General features: G+C 72.0%; 16 protein-coding genes. 8 read left to right on the forward strand and 8 right to left on the reverse strand.

What is annotated here, in order from left to right; translation table 11 throughout:
* Positions 1–127: 127 nt before the first annotated feature.
* Positions 128–883: an SIS domain-containing protein gene (locus ACFWWR_RS25490; protein ID WP_384305459.1), complete on the reverse strand. Its 756-nt coding sequence runs from the start codon at positions 881–883 to the stop codon at positions 128–130.
* Between the two features lie 227 nt (positions 884–1,110).
* On the opposite strand from ACFWWR_RS25490, the gene ACFWWR_RS25495 reads away from it, so the two are divergent.
* Positions 1,111–1,803, forward strand: coding sequence for a metal-dependent transcriptional regulator (locus ACFWWR_RS25495; RefSeq protein WP_067020955.1), 693 nt, complete (start codon positions 1,111–1,113; stop codon positions 1,801–1,803).
* 604 nt (positions 1,804–2,407) lie between these two features.
* A complete protein-coding gene (locus tag ACFWWR_RS25500) occupies positions 2,408–3,376 on the forward strand; it encodes an alpha/beta fold hydrolase (RefSeq protein WP_383863722.1) in 969 nt (322 codons plus the stop codon).
* Between the two features lie 270 nt (positions 3,377–3,646).
* Here the strand turns inward: ACFWWR_RS25500 and ACFWWR_RS25505 are convergent, their stop codons facing one another.
* The 3 genes from ACFWWR_RS25505 to ACFWWR_RS25515 form a co-directional block, all read right to left on the reverse strand.
* Complete coding sequence (locus tag ACFWWR_RS25505; protein WP_383863981.1) at positions 3,647–5,236, reverse strand: transporter; 1,590 nt, start codon at positions 5,234–5,236, stop codon at positions 3,647–3,649.
* Between the two features lie 5 nt (positions 5,237–5,241).
* A complete protein-coding gene (locus tag ACFWWR_RS25510) occupies positions 5,242–6,036 on the reverse strand; it encodes an ABC transporter ATP-binding protein (RefSeq protein WP_383863725.1) in 795 nt (264 codons plus the stop codon).
* Between the two features lie 109 nt (positions 6,037–6,145).
* Complete coding sequence (locus ACFWWR_RS25515; RefSeq protein WP_383863727.1) at positions 6,146–6,808, reverse strand: bifunctional DNA primase/polymerase; 663 nt, start codon at positions 6,806–6,808, stop codon at positions 6,146–6,148.
* Positions 6,809–7,092: 284 nt separating this feature from the next.
* Between ACFWWR_RS25515 and ACFWWR_RS25520 the strand changes: the two genes are divergently transcribed.
* Both ACFWWR_RS25520 and ACFWWR_RS25525 read left to right on the forward strand, forming a co-directional pair.
* Positions 7,093–8,478: a transcriptional regulator gene (locus tag ACFWWR_RS25520; RefSeq protein ID WP_383863730.1), complete on the forward strand. Its 1,386-nt coding sequence runs from the start codon at positions 7,093–7,095 to the stop codon at positions 8,476–8,478.
* Positions 8,479–9,332: 854 nt separating this feature from the next.
* Entirely contained in the window at positions 9,333–10,919 is a 1,587-nt protein-coding gene (locus ACFWWR_RS25525) for a hypothetical protein (RefSeq protein WP_384305564.1), read from the forward strand.
* Between the two features lie 57 nt (positions 10,920–10,976).
* On the opposite strand, the gene ACFWWR_RS25530 is transcribed toward ACFWWR_RS25525, so the two are convergent.
* On the reverse strand, positions 10,977–12,284 hold the full coding sequence (locus ACFWWR_RS25530) for an ABC transporter substrate-binding protein (RefSeq protein ID WP_383863733.1): 1,308 nt from the start codon (positions 12,282–12,284) through the stop codon (positions 10,977–10,979).
* Positions 12,285–12,401: 117 nt separating this feature from the next.
* On the opposite strand from ACFWWR_RS25530, the gene ACFWWR_RS25535 reads away from it, so the two are divergent.
* Together ACFWWR_RS25535 and purU are read left to right on the forward strand one after the other, a co-directional pair.
* Complete coding sequence (locus ACFWWR_RS25535; RefSeq protein ID WP_383863736.1) at positions 12,402–12,902, forward strand: hypothetical protein; 501 nt, start codon at positions 12,402–12,404, stop codon at positions 12,900–12,902.
* 47 nt (positions 12,903–12,949) lie between these two features.
* On the forward strand, positions 12,950–13,831 hold the full coding sequence (purU, locus tag ACFWWR_RS25540) for a formyltetrahydrofolate deformylase (protein WP_383863739.1): 882 nt from the start codon (positions 12,950–12,952) through the stop codon (positions 13,829–13,831).
* Between the two features lie 165 nt (positions 13,832–13,996).
* Here purU and ACFWWR_RS25545 read toward each other — a convergent pair whose 3' ends face one another.
* Both ACFWWR_RS25545 and ACFWWR_RS25550 read right to left on the reverse strand, forming a co-directional pair.
* Complete coding sequence (locus ACFWWR_RS25545) at positions 13,997–15,472, reverse strand: MDMPI N domain containing protein (protein ID WP_384305462.1); 1,476 nt, start codon at positions 15,470–15,472, stop codon at positions 13,997–13,999.
* Positions 15,469–16,050, reverse strand: a complete 582-nt coding sequence (locus ACFWWR_RS25550) for a sigma-70 family RNA polymerase sigma factor (protein WP_383863745.1) — start codon at positions 16,048–16,050, stop codon at positions 15,469–15,471. The genes ACFWWR_RS25545 and ACFWWR_RS25550 overlap by 4 nt, the downstream gene beginning before the upstream one ends.
* Before the next feature lie 343 nt (positions 16,051–16,393).
* On the opposite strand from ACFWWR_RS25550, the gene ACFWWR_RS25555 reads away from it, so the two are divergent.
* Both ACFWWR_RS25555 and ACFWWR_RS25560 read left to right on the forward strand, forming a co-directional pair.
* On the forward strand, positions 16,394–16,774 hold the full coding sequence (locus ACFWWR_RS25555) for an STAS domain-containing protein (RefSeq protein WP_383863748.1): 381 nt from the start codon (positions 16,394–16,396) through the stop codon (positions 16,772–16,774).
* Between the two features lie 161 nt (positions 16,775–16,935).
* Positions 16,936–17,448, forward strand: a complete 513-nt coding sequence (locus ACFWWR_RS25560; RefSeq protein ID WP_383863751.1) for an EF-hand domain-containing protein — start codon at positions 16,936–16,938, stop codon at positions 17,446–17,448.
* An 8-nt stretch (positions 17,449–17,456) separates the two neighbouring features.
* Here the strand turns inward: ACFWWR_RS25560 and ACFWWR_RS25565 are convergent, their stop codons facing one another.
* On the reverse strand, positions 17,457–18,977 hold the full coding sequence (locus ACFWWR_RS25565) for a class I adenylate-forming enzyme family protein (protein ID WP_383863754.1): 1,521 nt from the start codon (positions 18,975–18,977) through the stop codon (positions 17,457–17,459).
* Between the last annotated feature and the right edge of the window lie 87 nt (positions 18,978–19,064).

Here is a 19,064-nt window from a genome sequence, read left to right on the forward strand (position 1 = left end):
TCGAGCGGGGGGACCCCCATCGCGTCGACGCCCTCCTCCGCCTTGCAGCTCGACGCACCAGGCCCCGCTCACCTGCGTCGATGAGGCGCCGCGGACTTCCTGCGACTTGATCCGCCGGTCAGCACACCTAGCGCCGGTAGAAGATCCGCTCCCCGTACTCCTCGAACACCCGCCCGTTCCAATCGTGGCCTCCGTCCACGTTCCCCGAGCGCAGCAGTGGGGGTTCGATGCCCCGGTCGGCCAGGCTGCTCGCCGCCGTGGCCATGACCGCCTGGAGGATGGCTGAGGTGACGACCGTGGAGGCGGGGGCGAAGGGGGCCGGGACGGTGTCGAGGGTGAGTTCCGCGTCGCCGACGGCGATCTTCGAGTCGAGGACGATGTCGCAGCGGTCCTTGAGGTAGGTGCCGGAGAGGTGCCGGGACGTCGTCTCCGTGGCGTAGGCCACCGAGGTCACGCCGATGACCTTGACGCCCCGGGCGCGGGCGCTCATGGCCATCTCGACGGGGAGGGCGTTGCGTCCGGAGAGGGAGATGATCACGAGGGTGTCGCCCGGGCGGACCGGGGAGCAGTCGAGGACGGCGCCGGCGAGGCCGTCGACGCGTTCCAGGGCCGAGCCGAGCGTTGCCGGCATGACGTCGACGCCGACGACACCGGGGACGGCCAGCAGGTTCATCAGGGCGAGGCCGCCGGCGCGGTAGACGACGTCCTGGGCGGCGAGGGAGGAGTGGCCGGCGCCGAAGGCGAAGAGCCGGCCGCCGGAGGCGACGGTGTCGGCGAGGAGCGCGCCGGCCGCCTCGATGTTCTGGGCTTCCTCGTCCCGGACCCGCTGCAGCAGGCCGATCGCGGCGTCGAAGAACCGGCCGGCCGGCTTGCTGTCGCTCATACGGGCCCCTTCGGAGCGTCAGGAGTCTGTTCCCGGGAGTCTGTGTCGCGGATCACGGTGCGGTCTGGACCACTGGGATGTCAATACGGTCGTGAGAAGCGTCCCGTAACCCCTCGGTTTCCACGGCGCGGCACGCTTGTCAGTGGTATCCGGCAGAATTGATGCCAGGGCCAGCGCACAAGCCGGGAAGCTGTCGTGCTTCCGGCAGATCTCATCAAGGGGCACGTATGTCCGGACTGATCGACACCACGGAGATGTATCTCCGCACCATCCTCGAGCTGGAGGAGGAAGGTGTGGTCCCCATGCGCGCCCGGATCGCCGAGCGGCTCGACCAGAGCGGGCCGACGGTCAGCCAGACGGTGGCGCGGATGGAGCGCGACGGACTGGTGTCCGTTGCCAGCGACCGTCACCTGGAGCTCACGGACGAGGGCCGGCGGCTCGCCACGCGCGTGATGCGCAAGCACCGGCTCGCGGAGTGTCTGCTCGTCGACGTGATCGGTCTGGAGTGGGAGCAGGTGCACGCCGAGGCGTGTCGCTGGGAGCACGTGATGAGCGAGGCGGTCGAGCGCCGCGTCCTCGAGCTGCTGCGCCACCCCACCGAATCGCCGTACGGCAATCCGATCCCGGGCCTTGAGGAGCTGGGCGAGAAGGACGGCGCCGACCCGTTCCTGGACGAGGGCATGGTGTCGCTCGCCGATCTCGACCCGGGTCTGGAGGGCAAGACGGTCGTGGTGCGCCGGATCGGCGAGCCGATCCAGACGGACGCGCAGCTGATGTACACGCTGCGCCGGGCGGGCGTGCAGCCCGGCTCGGTGGTGAGCGTGACGGAGTCGGCGGGCGGTGTGCTCGTGGGCAGCGGTGGCGAGGCGGCGGAGCTGGAGGCGGACGTCGCGTCGCACGTGTTCGTGGCCAAGCGCTGAGCGGTTCGGCGGTGCGACCGGTTTCGACGGCCACTGTCTCAACTGCCGAGACTGGTGGGGTAGTTGTGGTCTTCGGGCGGTCTCGTCGAATCCAGGATTCACCGTGCCGAATCGCAGCGCTCGGACGCTTCCCGTGCGAGGCTGTCGCGTGAGGCATATGACCTGAGGGCTCTTGGCCGTGGTCCGGCAGCGATGCCGCGTCCGGCCGGGGAGGGGGCGGGAAGATGTGCCGCAGACGTGTGGAGGGCCCCGGCGCCTTGTGGCGCCGGGGCCTGTCCTCCCCTGTGCTGACCCGGAGCCCCGAGCTCTCAGGGTCATCCCCTTCGGACCGTTTTCCCCGAGCGGTCCGCCTCCCGTTGAAGATCTCCCCTGGGCGACGGCGATCATTCCTCGAGCGGGGTCACTCGAACGAGGGGTGTTGTCGGCGAGAACCGTATTCTCGAATATGCATTCGATAGCCTGCGGGTGACGCATCTCGCGGAACCTGCGCTTCAGGAGTGTGGGCAGGAACGACAGACACGGCAGGGCAGGACGCGGTTCACAGGACCCGCCGCCTGGAGCGGGAGCGAACGGGTCCGAGCGGAGCTAGGGGGTGCCAGGACCAGTGGCGCGACGCATCGACGTGATCGGGGCGGGCGGCGTACGCCTCGCCGCCTGGGAGTTCGGCGACCCACCCAAGACCGACCCCGGGATGGACGAACCGAAGCAGAACGGCTTACGGCGGCAGAACGTACCGAAGCAGGCCGGGGCGGAGCGGATCACGCCCCCGCAGCCCGGCCCCGGGGAGCCCGAGCGGGCCCCCGGCGTGCTGTTACTGCACGGCCTGATGGGCCGTGCCTCGCACTGGGCGTCCACCGCCCGCTGGCTCTCCGAGCGGCATCGCGCCGTCGCCCTCGACCAGCGGGGCCACGGCCAGAGCGACAAGCCCCCGCGGGCCTCCTACACGCGCGAGGCGTACGTCGAGGACGCCGAGGCCGCCCTCGAACAGCTCGGACTCGGGCCGGCCGTCCTCATCGGACACGCCATGGGCGCCCTGACCGCCTGGCAGCTCGCCGCCAAGCGTCCCGACCTGGTCCGCGGGGTGATCATCTGCGACATGCGGGCCTCCGCACTCGGCGCCGCCTCGCAGCGCGAGTGGGAGGACTGGTTCAAGGCCTGGCCCGTCCCCTTCGCCACACTCGCCGACGTCCGCAAGTGGTTCGGTGAGGACGACCCCTGGGTGGAGCGCCCGAACCCGGCCCGCGGCGAGTTCTACGCCGAGGCCATGCACGAGTCCCCCGACGGCTGGCGCCCCGTCTTCGACCCGGAGCAGATGCTCGAGTCCCGCGAGACCTGGGTGTACGACGCCCACTGGGAGGAGCTCGCCCAGGTGGAGTGCCCCGCCCTGGTCGTCCGCGGTCTCGACGGCGAGCTGGGCCGCGCCGAGGCCCAGGAGATGGTCCGCGTGCTGCCCCGCGGCGAGTACGCGGAGGTGGCCGACGCCGGCCACCTCGTGCACTACGACCAGCCGGACGCCTGGCGGGGCGCGGTCGAGCCCTTCCTGGACACGGTCCTCACGGACCTCACAGGCTGACACCGACCCCACGGCCCGGATACAGAACCCAACACCGAGCCCGACTCCACGGACCCGGCCCCGAGCCCGACCCCAAGACCTGACCCCGGGCTCGGCTTCAGGGCCTGGCCGAAGGACCCGGCCCCAGGGCCCGACCGAGGCCCTGGCCCCCGGGCGTCGGCTTCACGACCCGACTTCAGGCCCCGGCCTCAGCGCTCGGTCCCGGCCCGGCCCCACCCAGCCCCAGGGCTCGGCCAGGCCCACCCCGCCCCAGGCCCCGCCCCGGCAAGCTCACCCCTTGCTGACCGCCGTGAGGATCTCCGGCAGCTGCCGAGCCGTGCGGGGGGCCGCCAAGCGCAGCCCCGCCACCGTGATCGCCGTGCCGTAGACCGCCCCCACCGGCAGCAGCAGCCAGCTCCACGCGTCGCCGCCCTCGCTGACGTTCAGCCAGATCGTCCCGACGATGACGGGGGCGCAGAGCAGGGACGCCGAGACCATGCCGCCCAGGATGGCCATGAAGGCGAGTCCGGACTGCCCGGGGGCCACGTTCTTGTAGCCCTCCTGCGGGATGGAGTACGGGAAGCGGGCGGAGGTCCACGCGCCGGTCGCCAGCATCGCGCCGAGCAGTGCGAAGGACAGCCCGAGCACCTCGGGCAGCTTCGGCCAGTCGCCGAGCAGTGCCGTCGTCAGGACGGTCACGAGGGTGGCGTACGGCAGGGTGATCACCAGCAGGGCGAGCGCGCGGGCGCGCAGTTCGACGTAGGCGTCCCGGGTCGAGGAGATCGTCAACGCGACCATCCAGAAGGCGGACGTGTCCTGCCCGAACTGGTTGTACATCTGCACGCCCAGCATCCCGGCGGCGAAGCAGGCGAAGTAGATCGAGCCGCTGCCCTGCAAGGCGTTGAACACCGGCACGATCAGACCGATGGCCAGCGACGTGACCCAGGCCGCCTTGGTCTTGGGGTCGCGCCACACGTAGCGCAGGCTGCGTTCCATGACCGTGCCGGTGCGGCCGGCGGGCAGCAGCCGGGACAGGCCGGTCGAGGTCCGCTCGCGGGCACCGGAGTCGGCGGACTGGAGCGTGGAGCCGTCCGGTGCGGTCATCAGCCGGGTCAGATGCCGTGACCACAGGGCGACCAGGGCCACCAGGGCGGCGGCGGTCAGGGCGAGTTGGAGGACGGCGACGCCGTACGACCCCTGGCTCGCGGAGTCCGCCGCCCCGATCGCGGACGCGGGCGGCACCCACTTCAGCACGTCGGCCGGCCCGTCCAGCTGGCCGAGACCGCCGGAACCCAGCCGCTGCGCGCCGAAGTTGACGACCTGCGCCCCGACCGCGATGACCAGTCCGCTCAGCACCGCGAGATCCCGGCCCTTGCGGCTGGTCAGCAGCCGGAGGTTGGCCGCGGCGACGGCCCGCGCGAGCGCCACGCAGACCAGGAGCGCGAGGACGGCACCGACGACTCCGACGACGTACGCCACACCCCCGTGCGCGACCGACACGACGGAACCGGCCAGCATGCACAGCGTGAACAGCGGCCCGATGCCGACCAGCGAGGACACGAGCAGCGCCCGCACCAGCGGGCGGGGCCGCAGCGGCAGCATCACCAGGCGGGTGGGGTCGAGGGTCTCGTCGCCACCGGGGAAGAACAGCGGCATCACCGCCCAGCCGGCCGCCAGCAGCGCGACCAGCAGCACCACCACGGACTCGGCGTGCGCGTGCCCGCGCAGCGCGATCAGGCCGATCAGCTGTACCGCGGAGACGAGGAGGACGGCGAGGACCGAGGCGACGTAGGCGGCCCGCCGGCCACCGGACTGGCGAAGTCCGTTGCGCAACAGGGACAGCTTCAGCCGTACGACGACAGGGGTGAGGGAGGTCGTCACGGTGCTCACCGGGCCGTCCCGCCGCCCAGCCAGTCGAGGTGGGAGACGGTGTCGCGGCCGTTCGCGCCGACGAGTTCCAGGAACGCCCGCTGCAGGGTGGGCGCGTCACCGCGGACCTCGGCGAGCGTTCCCTGGGCGCGGATGCGGCCCGCGGCCATCACCGCGACCCAGTCGCACAGCGACTCGACGAGCTCCATGACGTGGGAGGAGAAAACGACGGTGGCGCCGGAGGCGGTGTAGCGCTCCAGCACGCCGCGGATGGTCTGCGCCGAGACCGGGTCGACGCCCTCGAACGGCTCGTCGAGGAACAGCACTTCGGGGTTGTGGAGGAGCGCGGCGGCGAGCCCGATCTTCTTGCGCATGCCGGTCGAGTAGTCGACGACGAGCTTGTGCTGCGCGCCGGCCAGGTCGAGAACGTCGAGGAGCTGCGTGACCCGCTTGTCGACCTCGGCACCGGGCAGCCCGCGCAACCGCCCGGAGTAGGCGAGCAGTTCACGCCCCGACAGCCGCTCGAACAGCCGCAGCCCCTCCGGCAGCACCCCGATCCGGGCCTTCACCTCCACCGGGTCCCGCCACACGTCGTGCCCGACGACCTCGACGGACCCGTGGTCGGGCCGCAGCAATCCGGTGATCATGGAGAGGGTGGTGGTCTTCCCGGCTCCGTTGGGTCCGACGAGCCCGATGAACTTCCCGGCAGGCAGATCCAGATCGATCCCGGCCACGGCGACCTGTTGCCCGAACCGCTTCCAGAGCCCCCGCACCCGCACGGCCGCTGCACCCGCTACTGCTCCCGACGTCATGGGTGAACCCTACGGGGGAGGGGCGCGCCTTCAGGGGCGCGGGACCGTACCTGATAAGCGGCTCCGCCGCGTGGGCGCGAGCAACCACGAACGACCTACGGCCGCGAGACTACCGATCCCGCCCGCACGCATAAGCCAGCGGCGAGATCAACTCCTCCGCGTCCGGCAACCACCGATTCGCCGGCGTGGGCCGACAGGCCCACTGCACGGCCCCCCGGGACCCGAACCGCGTAGGTGGCCCGGCAACGTACTCACCCTCACCCAGCGCGACGAGATCGAGCGACGACGGCGACCAGCCCAGCTTCCGCACCAGCTCCGGCACCTTCACCGAGGCGCCCGGCAGCACGAAGAACTGCATCCGACGATCCGGCGTCAGCGTCACCGGCCCCAGCGTCAACTCCATGCGCTCCATCCGCGCCAGCGCGAGAAACCCCGCCGTCTCGGGGACGCAGATCGCGTCGAACGTACGCCCCGTCGGCAACAGGATGGACGCCGTCGGCTGCTTCTGCCACATCCTCCGCGCGACGGTCGCACTGCCGGTCGCCTGCGTCGCCCAGTCCGCGCGCGCCGGATGCGCGCCGGGTACGGCGCACGCGGCGTCGCCGCACGAGCAGCACTGCACCCCCTCGACGGCTTCCAGCCAGGTGCCGGGAAAGACGTCCCAGTGGCGCTCCTCGGCGTAGCGTACGGCTGTCTCCAGCAGCGATTCCCCGCGCTGCTTCGGAATCTGAGCGGCTTGCGTGCCCGCGATCGTCTCTTCCACGCTGAACACAACTCCCGCGCCCACCTCGGGTTACGGGCGTAGCGCGCGCGGGGGAGGAGCATCGATTCCGCATCTGGGGCGCATGGATGCATGTGTGGGGGCGCGCAGGAGGAAGCGAGGCGTGAGCTGGGTAGCCAGGTGTGGGGGCGGCATCCGCCTTTACCCCGGCAATCCTCGCATGCCTCGCATTTTCGCTCTCCGGGCGGGGCATTGATCTTCACGGCCGGAAATTTTCGGTGGAAGACACGTCAACTCGGTGCGTGGGCAGGCACCGCAGCCACAGGGGGTACGCCATGGCCGCAAGGCCTCTCGTCGCGCGGCAGCCGAACGAACGGTTGCAGGCGCTCATCCAGGAAGCGGGATGCTCCAACGCGGGGCTCGCCCGCCGGGTCAACATGTGCGGCGCCGAACACGGTCTCGATCTGCGCTACGACAAGACGTCCGTGGCGCGCTGGCTGCGCGGACAGCAGCCACGCGGACGCGCCCCGGCGATCATCGCGGAGGCGCTCGGCCGCAAACTCGGCCGTACGGTCACGATCGACGAGATCGGCATGGCCAACGGCAAGAACCTCGCCTCGGGGGTCGGCCTCCAGTTCTCGCCGACAGTGCTGGGAGCCATCGAGCAGGTGTGTGAGCTGTGGCGCAGTGACGTGGGCCGCCGGGACTTCCTGTCCGGTTCCTCCGTCGCCGCGTCCGCGCTGGTCGAGCCGAGCCGCGACTGGCTGATCTCCTCGCCCGACTCGCAGGTGGCGCGTTCCGCGGGGCCGCGGGTGGGGCAGTCCGACGTGGCGGCGGTCTCCGCGATGACCCAGGCCCTGAGCGACCTCGACCACCAGTACGGCAGCGGGCATGTGCGCCCGGTCGTCGTGCACTACCTCAACAGCGTCGTGTCCGGACTGCTGGCCGGCTCCTACCGGGAGGCGGTCGGCCGCGACCTCTTCGCCGCGGTCGCCCGACTGACCGAACTCGCGGGCTACATGGCCGTCGACACCGGCCAGCCGGGCCTCGCCCAGCGCTACTACATCCAGGCCCTGCGGCTCGCGCAGGCGGCGGGCGACCGGGGCTACGGCGGATACGTGCTCGCCGCCTCCATGAGCCACCTCGCCGCGCAGCTCGGAAACCCGCGAGAGATCGCGCAGTTGGCGCGGGCGGCACAGGAGGGGGCGCGGGGGCGTGTCACTCCGCGCGCGGAGTCGATGTTCTGCGCGGCGGAAGCCCGGGGGCACGCGCTGATGGGCGACGCGAGGGCGGCCCAGGTGGCGTCCGCGCGTGCGGTGAGCGCGCTGGAGCAGGCGGACCCGGCCGCCGGGGACGACCCGGCCTGGATCGCGCACTTCGACGAGGCCTACCTCGCCGACGAGTTGGCGCACTGCCACCGGGACCTGGGACAGGCCGAGGCGGCGGCGCGGTGCGCGCGGGAGTCGCTGGCCGGGCACCCCGAGTCCCGGGTCCGTCGTAGGGCCATCGGCTATGTGCTGCTGGCCAGTGCGCAGGTGCAGCAGCGGGAGGTGGAGCAGGCCTGCAACACCGGCCTGAAAGCGGTGGAGTTGCTGGAGACCCTCCGCTCCAACCGGGGCGCCGAGTATCTCGACGACTTCCAGCAGCGGCTGGAGCCGTACCGGGACGAGTCGGTGGTAAGGGAGTTCGGGGCGCGGCTGGACCTTCAGGCGGCGGCGTGAAAGCGCGGGGTACCGGAGCGTGAATGGCAGGTAAACGAAGGCGTTGGACGGGAAGGAGGCCTGCACACAGCGGATGGGGGCCCGGTTCTGTCACCGAGCGCATGGTGATCTGTTATCGCCGTCACAGGGACGCAGATCACGTCATGAGCTGCGTGGCACCCGGCTCAGGGGACCCGGTAGCGTGAGCCGACGATTCCGAAGGTCCCCCATTCGTAGGAGTCCCGGTGACGCAGAGTGGACAGGGCGAGGAGCCCTCGCCGCGTGAGGCGCGCGAAGGCATCGTGCTGCCCTCCGACGGCGGGGAACCCCTGCTGCCGGGAATGACGGGCGGATACGGCGGAAACAGCGGCTACGGCGGCCAGAACGCGTACGGCGGTCAGGGCGAAGACGCCCGCCAGGACCCCCACGACCGGCAAGACGAATACGGCCGCCCACACGAGTACGGCGGCCAAGGCGGATACGGCGGCCAAGGCGGATACGGCGGGCAAGGCGGATACGGCGGGCAAGGCGAATACGGCGGGCAGCAGACCGGCACCGGTCGCCACGCGCCGACGCCCGGTTCGCCGTCCGGTCCGGCCGGCGGTCAGGCCTGGGGCACGCCGTGGGGCCCCGACCAGCACCAGGCCCCGGCCCCGCCGCCGGGTCAGGGCTGGTCGAGCACGCCCGACCAGTCGTGGCGCGCGCCCGACCAGTCCTGGGAGCCACCGTCCGGCACCCTGCCGCCCGAGGGGACACGGGCGTACGGCGCCGACACGTACGGCTCTCCCACGCCGCCCGCAGGCCAGTACGGTCCGCCCGGCACTGACGCCTACGGCGCTCCGGCATCCGACCACGGCGGCAGCCAGGGCGCTCCTTTGCCGTCGGCCGGCGCTTACGGTCCTCCTGGCGCCGGGGCGTCTCAGCCACCGGCTCAGGGTGCCTCGTTGCCGCCCGCCGATGGCTACGGTGCTCCTGGCGCGGGGGCGTCTCAGCCGTCGGCTCAGGGTGCCTCCCTGCCGCCTGCCAACTCCTATGGCGCTTCCGGTGCCGGGGCGTCTCAGCCGCCTGCCGAGGGCCACGGCTCGTCCGGCGCCGGGGCGCCTCTCCCGCCCGCTTCCGAGCAGCCGTACGGCTCTCCCGGCGGCGGTGCGCCCATGCCGCCCGCAGGGCAGGGTGTTTCGAACCCCGCCCTTCCGGCGCCGGGGCGTGGAGCGAACGCTTCCCCTCCGCCTGTCGTGCACGGTGGCGGGCACGCCGCCCCGCTGCCGCCCGCCGACGAGGGTGCCACCCAGTACCTCCCGCCCGTCGCGGGGGGCGCGGAGGGCGGGGGCACGCCGTATCCGGGCCCCGCGGCCGCGCCGGCCGCCGACGAGGGTGCGACGCAGTACATACCGCCGGTGGGACCCGGGGCTTTGCCGCCCGAGGTGCACGCCGAGTCGCCCGGGGAGTCGACGCAGTTCCTGGGCCTTGCCCCGCGGGGCGGCGGCTCCCGTCCCGGTGCGGGGCATCGGTCCACCGCCGGTCCGATGCCGTCCGCCGGGCCGCTGCCGCCCGCGTCCGGCCCCGATGCCGAGGCCACGCAGTACATAGCGCCCGTACCCGGGCCGACGGGCGGGGACCGGCAGCCGCCCGCCGAGTTCGACAACCTCTTCCGCAGCGGACCGGGCGCCGCGGCCCCGGCCGGGGCGACCCAGCAGATGCCGCGTTACCAGCAGCCCGCGCCCGGCGCCCAGCCGCCGTACGGGCAGGCCGCGCAGCCGTCGTACGCCGGTCCGCCACGGACCCCCGCGTACGACGACGGCGACGGCGGCCGGGGTGGCGGCCGAGGCGGCCGTTCCGGCTCGCGGCTGCCGCTGATCGCCGCCGTCGGGATCGGTATCGCCGTCCTCGGTATCGGCGCGGGTGCCCTGCTCGCCGGTGGCGGGAGCAACGACAAGGGCGACAAGAAGCAGACCGTCTCGGCGACGGCCCCCGCGACCGACGGGTCGGCCTCGCCGTCGGCGGACCCGGCCAAGGAGCAGGCCGTCGCCCTGGACACGTTGCTGGCCGACAGCGGCAACAGCCGTACCTCGGTGATCAGCGCGGTGGCCAGTGTGAAGTCCTGCAAGAACCTCGGCCAGGCGGCCAAGGACCTGAGGGACGCGGCACAGCAGCGCACCGACCTGGTCACCCGGCTCTCCGGGCTCACGGTCGACAAGCTGCCCGACCACGTGGCGTTGACCGAGGCCCTCACCAAGGCGTGGAAGGCGTCCGCGTCGGCCGACAACCACTACGCGGCGTGGGCCGACCAGGCGGCGGGCAAGAAGGGCTGCAAGAAGGGGCAGGCGCGCACCACCGCCCAGACCCAGGCCGGCAACCAGGCGAGCGGCATCGCCAGCACCGAGAAGACCAAGGCCGCGCGGCTGTGGAACACGATCGCGAAGCAGTACGGCCTGACGGAGCGCCAGCCGACCCAGCTGTGAACCGGGCCCGCGGCTGAGGGGATACGGCCCCTCAGCCCGGGCCTTCAGCGCAGCCCCTCAGCTCAGTTTCGCGCCCTTCAGCGTGGCCGTCACGTCGGTGAAGCCCTTCTTCGCCGACACCAGCCGCCCGGACCGGACGACCTGCAGCGTCACCTCGGTGTTGACCAGGCGCGGGAAGCCGACGGACGCGAGCCGGGCCTGGAACTCCCAGCGGAGCGTCGGCGTCAGCCCGCCCGTGTCGACCTTGAGCCCGTTGTCCAGGGCTTTGCGCACGGAGTCGGCGCTCACCTCCCCGTCGCCGAGCGACTCGACGGCCGCCTTGAGCACCGAGTAGGCGATCCAGGTGGTCTGCACACCGGCGTCCGCGGGGTCGATCCGGTTGTCGCCGAAGGCCTTCTCGCTGATGACCTTCTTCATCGCCTCCCAGCGGGCGTCGGTCTCCACCGGGTACCAGCCGGTGATGTACGACCCCTCGTACGGCCCGGACTGCCCGCCGGAGGCGTCGATCACCGTCTGGTCGACGCTGCCGAGAACCGTGCCGGTGCGCACCTGCGGGTAGTCCTCGCGGGCCCGGCGGAAGGAGTCCATGAAGGTTCCGGTGCGGTCGCCGATCGCGGGGACCACGCACCCCTTCTTCGCCGGGTCGGTGGTGGAGCTCTCCAGGGCCTGTTCCGACTGCTCCGAGTACTGGGTGGCGTCCTCCGCCGCCCGCAGGTCCTCGGCGCCCTGGTGGCCTCCCGCCGTCAGGCCGGAGTCGAGCAGGCCCGGCAGTTCGTCGCCGGCGATGGTGTCGGGCCGTACGAAGGTCACGGGCCCGCAGCTCGGGGCGAGGGCCTTGCCGAGGCCGGCCAGGAGGGTGGGCGCGCCGCCGTTGACGGGGTAGGAGAGGGGGCTGGTGAACTCGTCGGTGGTGACGCCGTAGCCGCCGATGTAGGGGATGCCCTCGCCTTCCAGGGGCGGGAAGAAGGAGTCGCTGTGCTGGCTGTAGGAGCCGACCACGGCGACGACCTCCTCCTTGACCGCGCGCCGGGCGCACCTCGCCGCGGCCACGCTGTCGTTGCGGTCGTTGCAGGTCAGGACAGTGATCTTGCGGCCGTTGATGCCGCCCTGGGCGTTGATCCAGCGGGCGTAGGCCTGTGCGAAGGCGGGCATGCCGGGTTTGTTGGTCGCGTCGGTTTCCTGCGGGGCCCAGGTCATGACCTTGATCGGGTCGGCCCCGGAGCCCCCCGTGGCACCGGGGACGACCCCGCAACCGGCCGTCAGCGACGCGCAGGCCACCAGCGCCCACGCGGCCAGGGCGGTGGCTCTGCCGGGTCGGGTGGACGTGGGAAGGAGGGGGCTGCGGTTGCGTCGCCTGCCTGTCATGGGCACACACGCTTCCCTCACATCACTAACCCGGATGTGACCCTCGGTTATGGAAAGGTGACGGGCGGGTGAACAGCGGGGGCAGGTGAGGCCCCTGAGGCGAGGAACGTACGATCGATGACCGTGCAAGGTTCGGAGAACTCTTCCCGTCGCGGCCGTCGCTCGTCCACCATGGGCGACATGCCTCAGAACGACATGCCCTGGTGGCGCTGGCGCAGCAATGTGCGCTCCGCGCTGCACATGCTCTCCGACCCGGCGTTCCAGCAGAACGTCTGGCTGGCCGGTGCCGAGGGGTACGGGGACGTCACCGACGCCGTGTACCGCCTGGTCGAGGACACCTGGCTGGACAACTGGTCCGCCGAGAAGTACGTCGGCACGATCTTCCGGGACTCCCAGGAGGCGGCCCTCGTGGACACCGCCGTCCTGCGGGTGCTGCGGATCATGCACCAGGTGGGGCCGGACGCCCCGGTCTCCGTCTATGTCCAGCACGAGGGCTGGCCGGACGCGGTGCGGGCGGCGCGTGACGCGCACGTACGGATGGCGGCGGCCGACGGGGAGGACCCGGACGCGCCGCCGCGCACGCTCGAGGTGCTGCGGATCCTGACGCGGTCTGCGTAGCGAGACGGCGGAACAGTCCCGACGCCGGATATGGGACCCTGTGCTGCATGAACGCGCAGTCCGGCCGAACCGTCGCTCCCTCCGACCAGTACGTCCTCACCCTCTCCTGCCCCGACAAGCAGGGCATCGTGCACGCCGTGTCGAGCTACCTCTTCATGACCGGGTGCAACATCGAGGACAGCCAGCAGTTCGGTGACCACGACACGGGACTGTTCTTCATGCGGGTCCACTTCTCGGCGGAGGCGCCGGTGAGTGTGGACAAGCTGCGGGCCAGCTTCGCGGCGATCGGTGACGCCTTCCACATGGACTGGCAGATCAACCGGGCCGACGACAAGATGCGCATCGTGCTGATGGTCAGCAAGTTCGGCCACTGCCTGAACGACCTGCTCTTCCGCTCCCGCATCGGCGCCCTGCCGGTGGAGATCGCCGCCGTGGTGTCCAACCACACCGACTTCGCCGAGCTCGTGGGGTCGTACGACATCCCCTTCCACCACATTCCGGTGACCAAGGACACGAAGGCGCAGGCCGAGGCGCAGCTGCTGGAACTCGTGCGCGAGGAGAAAGTCGAGCTCGTCGTACTCGCCCGCTACATGCAGGTCCTCTCCGACGACCTGTGCAAACAGCTCAGCGGCCGGATCATCAACATCCACCACTCGTTCCTGCCGAGCTTCAAGGGCGCGAAGCCGTACCACCAGGCGCACGCGCGCGGTGTGAAGCTGATCGGCGCGACCGCGCACTATGTGACGGCCGACCTCGACGAGGGCCCGATCATCGAGCAGGAGGTCGAGCGCGTCGGGCATGACGTGACGCCCGACCAGCTCGTCGCGATCGGGCGGGACGTGGAGTGCCAGGCGCTGGCGCGGGCCGTGAAGTGGCACGCGGAGCGTCGGATTCTGCTGAACGGTCGACGGACGGTCGTTTTCGCCTAGGAGCTCGGGGGCTTCGGTCGTGGGCCGGCTGCGGGTGGTTCGTCATTGCTCGCGCAGTTCCCCGCGCCCCTGAAAGCCGGGACCAGCGAGCTTCCTCCAGGGGCGCGGGGAACTGCGCGACCAGCCCTCACGCACCGCAGCCGCCCGCGAACCGGCAACCCGCCCCTACATACGGCTCAAGCTCGCCGCCGCGAACAGAACGTCCCTGATCGCCTCGCGATCACCCAGCTGCCCCGCTGCAGCCTCCGCAGGAGACACGTGGCCCGCCGCGAGCCGGCAGAACTCGACGCCGTCCAGGGCGACATGGGCGATCTCGTGCTCGGCGGAGCCCACCGCGCCGGGGGAGTCCAGGGGGATCAGCCACTCGCCGCCGCCGTGTCCCTCGATCTCCAGGCGCAGGCTGCGGCCCGGCTCGCCGACCGGTACCAGGTGTCGGCCGAGGGCGGGTGCGGCCCGCCCGGTCCGGCGGCGAACGGCCAGTGCGGTGGGCAGCATGCGGGCCGCGAGGTCGATCATGCGGTTGAGGTGGCGCGGGGACGGCGGGCCGTACGGGTAGTCCACCGCCTCGGCGATGTCCTCCGCGTGCACCCAGCACTCGAAGGCGCGGTCCAGCATCGCGTCGTGCAGCGGCAGTTCGAAGGCGCCGTACGGGACGGCCGGCCTGCCGCCGCCCGCCCCGGGTTCGGTTTCCCCCGCGCGGGAGGTGTCCCCTCCGGTGAAGGACACCGTGCGCACCAGGTCGTGGCTCTGCTCCCGCCAGGGCAGCCGCACCGACCGGGTCGGCGGGAAGTGTGAGGCCCGCCAGTACGCCTCGGTCCGTGCGGCCGGGGTCGGCGCCTCCGGGGTGACGTCGCCCAGCGGGTCGTCGAGGCCGAGGGCGACCGCGACCAGTCCGTCGACGGTGAGCAGATGCGCGATGACCCCGGCGACGGTGGTCCGACGGCTCGTCGCCTCGTCGGCCTCGAACCAGCGCAGCCGCACGGGCGCGTGCCACTCGGCGTCTCCTATGTCCTGGAGCAGGGCGTCCAGGCGGGCCGTCTCGGCGTCGTACGGCGTCGCCCAGACGGGCACCGGGATGCGCGGCGGACGCCGGTCGAGGCAGCCGTCCAGCACGCGGGTGCGCAGGCCGGGGTCGAGGTCGAGGCTCTCGGGGCGCTGGAGCAGGCCGACCGCCTCGCGCAGGCGCAGGGCCTCGTCCGCGCAGGTTCCGCAGTCGCCGAGGTGTTCCTCGACGGCCATCGTCTCCTCCGTGGAGCAGGCGGCCAGCGCCCACGCTCCGAGGAGTGCCTTCAGGACGTGGTGCTCCAGGACGAGCGGCGGGGCGGGCGCCGGTTCCTCCAGCGCGGGCAGCGGCCGGCCGCCGTCCTCGACGGAGGTGCGGGGCATGGGTATGCGGGGTGGCCGGCCGGGGTCGGGGGTCTCGCCGGGACCGGGGCGGCCGCCTGAGTCGTCGTCGGAGCCGTCGCCGGGCCCCGCCGGGCCGCCGTATCCGCCCGGGTCGCGTACCTGGTCGGGTCCTTGGCCGGCGTCCTTGTCGTCGTCGGTCTTGCGGGAGCCGTCGTCGCCCTCCACGCCTTCCTGCCCGGCCTCTCCCTCGTCGTCGGGCTCGTCGTACGCCTCGAACCGGCCCGCTCCGCTCATGCCGCACCCCCGTATCCGGGGGGTGCCCCGGGTGTTCCCGCGTCGTGGGCCGTGGACAGGAGTTGCAGGCCGAGGCGGAGCCGGCGGCGGGCCTCGTCCTCGGTGACGCCGAGGTCGGCGGCGGTCTGGCGGTAGTCGCGGCGCTGGAAGTAGGCGAGCTCCAGGGCGGCGCGCAGGGGCGCGGGCATGGACTGGACGATGTAGTCGGCGCGGGCGGCGACGGAGGCGTGGCGGACCTTGCGCTCCAGGTCCTCGGCGGTGCCGTGGCCCTCCCGGGTCAGGGCGGCGGTCTCGGTGGCCCGCAGCCGCTGCACGGCGAGGCGGTGGGTCAGGGTGGCCACCCAACTGCGCAGGGGCCCCTGCTTGGGGTCGTAGGCGTCGGGGTGCTCCCAGACGTGGGTGAACACCTCGCGGGTGATGCCGTCGGCGGCGCGTTCGTCGCCGAGCACGCGGTGGGCGAGGCCGTGCACGAGGGAGGCGAAGCGGTCGTAGAGCTCGCCGAGGGCGGCCGCCTCACCGCGTGCGAGCCGCTGCTGCATCTTGCGGTCCCAGCGGGGCGGTGCGTCCTTCTTCGCCATACGGCCCCCTCGGCCTGCCTGTGTCCCGGCTTGTGTCTCTGTCAAGCCTGCGCCCACCGTCTCCTCGAATGTAGTCGGCACCTCCGACCGTGCACGCCCCTTTGTTCCAATGCGCGCCCCCGGCGGTCGCCAAGTGGTAGTGGACCTTGGCGGGGACCTTCGGCGGTGCCTACCCCCGCAGCGACCGATCAGGCCTGATCGAACAGGATCGAATGCGACGGGAACAAGCCTCTTTCGACTTCTCTCCGTTTCTGGGCCGGTGTTTCAGGGAACGGCCGCTGGGCAGCCGCGCTGCAAGGAAGCGTAGGGATAGCTTCCGTTTGCTTTCCGGCGAGCGAAGGGCATGGTGGTGGCGTTCAATGTGACCGGAGGTGGGCACGGCGAGTGGGCCGTGCTCCAAGTGTCGGGCGAGCTGGACCTGGTGACGTCGCCCGTGTTGCGTCAGCGGGTGCACGACGCCGTCGCGGAGGGCCGACACAGCGTCGTCCTCGACCTCTCCGACGTCTTCTTCTGCGACTCCAGCGGCGTCGGCGTCCTCATCGCCTCGCGCCGCCTCATCCGCTCCTGCCAGGGTCAACTCCGACTGATCCTCCCGGCCCGGGGCGCGGAGGACGGCTCCCACGTCAACAGAGTCCTGGGCGCACTCGGCGTCCGCCGGCTGTTCGACGTCCATCCGGACCTCGACTCGGCCGTGAGCACGGAGGTCGATCCGCTCTCGGCATGAGGACGGGTCGTACCGCTGTGCCACACCGTTGTCCCGAAATTCCCCCGGTCTTGGCACAAGGGTCGCTTTTCCGCGCCCCAAGAGCCTTCCACGTCGTACGCTCCGTGGGGAGGCGGAGGGCCTCGCACCCCACGTCAGCACGTAAGGCGGCACGAGAGAACATGGTCAGCAGCGAGTACGAGCGCAGGATCGCCGCCCGGTTCGCCACCTTCGACCAGGACGGCAACGGCTACATCGACCGCGGGGACTTCAACGTGGCGGCCAAGGCGCTGCTCGCGGAGTTCGACACGGCGGCCCGCTCCGACAAGGGACAGGCCCTGTACCTCGGTGCCGAGGCGTTCTGGCAGGGCATGGCCGGCATAGCGGACCGGGACGGCGACCAGCGCATCACCCGCGAGGAGTTCGTGGGCGGTGCGGTCAAGCGCCTGCGCGACAACCCCGAGGGCTTCGCGGAGATCGCACGTCCCTTCCTGCACGCGGCGCTCGCCGTCGCCGACCCGGACGGGGACGGCGCGGCCACCGTCGAGGACACCGCGCGCGTGCTCAGGATCCTGGGCGTCCCCCAGGACATCGCCCAGACCGCCGCGACGGCACTCGACGCGAACGGCGACGGCAAGGTCGGCGAGAGCGAGATCGTGACCGCCTTCGCGCGGTACTTCACCGTCCCGGAGTGACCGCGGCCTCACGTCCCCGCACGACCTGAATAGCGCTCCCTGAGCCTGTATTTGAGCACCTTCCGCAGGGTCTCGCCCCGCGGAAGGGCGTCCACCACCTCCAGCCGCTCCGGCAGCTTGTGCGTCGACAGCCCTGCCGCGCGCAGATACGACGTCACCGCGTCCAGGGTCAACTCCGCGGCCGTCGACAGCGGCTGCGCCGCCTCGATCACGGCACAGACCAACTCCCCGCGCTCCGCGTCCGGCAGCCCGATCACGGCCACGTCCCCGACGCCCGGAAGCCGGTGCAGCAGGTCCTCGATCTCCTTCGCCGAGATGTTCTCGCCCTTACGGATGATGACGTCCTTGAGCCGCCCGGTGAGGACCAGATGCCCGGTGTCCGTCAGACGCCCGAGGTCCCCGGTGCGCAGGAACCCCTCCTCGTCGAAGGCCTCGGCGGTCTGCGCGGGATCCAGGTATCCCCGGCACACGGCCTCCCCCCGCAACCGCACCTCCCCGTCCACGATCCGTATCTCCATCCCCTCGGGCGGCCGCCCCTCCGTCGTCGCCAGCAGCTCCGGGGTGTCGTCCGGTGCCCCCATCGTGATCATCGGCACCTCGGTCATGCCGTACCCGTGGGTCAGCTGCACCCCCATCTCCCGCACGACGGCGTGGTACACCTCCGGCGGCTTGGGCGCCCCGCCGCCCGCGAGCAGGCGCAGGGAGGGAACGACCGGGACGCCCGGCTGTTTGCGCTGCTCGGTCAGGAACATCGAGTAGAACGCCGTCGACCCCCCCGCCACCGTCACCCCGTGCCTGCGGTACTCCTCCAGCGCGTCCGGCAGCGCGAACTGCTCGAACATCACCGCCGGGAAGCCGTACAGCAGCAGCATCACCATGTAGTCCGGGCCGCCGATATGGGCGTACGGGAAGGCGATCGAGCCGACGTCGGACGCGGTGGGACGGAGCGCGTGGGCGAGACAGGAGCCGCCCGCGATCAGTGAACGGTCGGTGTGCAGTACGCCCTTGGGGGACGAGGTGGTTCCCGAGGTCCAGTAGATCCAGCGGACCGAGGTGCCCTCGGCGGGCGGCGGGGGCAGCGCGGACGGGTCGCCGTCGGGCAGGCGGTCGTACGCCTCGATGATCCCCTTCGCGCCGAGCCGCCGGGCCATCTCGGTGTGGTCGAAGCCGCGCCACTCGCCCGGCACCGCGAAGTACTCCGCCTTCGACTCCCGCAGCGCGAAGGCGACCTCGCGGTCCCGGTAGAACGGGATGACCGGGCTCTGTACGGCGCCCAGGCGGGCCAGCGCGAAGGACAGCACCGCCGTCTCGATGCGGGTGGGCAGCTGCCAGGCGACGACCGTCCCGGGGCGTACGCCGAGGTCGTACAGGCCCGCCGCGACCCGCTCGGAGCGGTTGCGCAGCTCTCCGAAGCTCAGCGCGCGCTCCTCCTGGAGGAGGACCGGGCGGTCGGGGGTGAGGTCGGCGCGGCGGCTGACCAGGTCCCAGAGGGTGCGGGACGCGCCGAGCGCGTGGGCGGTGTCGTTCACAACGGCCCCCTGTTGAGCTGACGGACAGTCAGATAGTGGGCAGAGCGTAGGGCTCGGTGCCTTGTCGGTCCAGAGGCGCGGGGCTAG

The organism is Streptomyces sp. NPDC058678 (assembly GCF_042714835.1).
GTDB lineage: Bacteria > Actinomycetota > Actinomycetes > Streptomycetales > Streptomycetaceae > Streptomyces.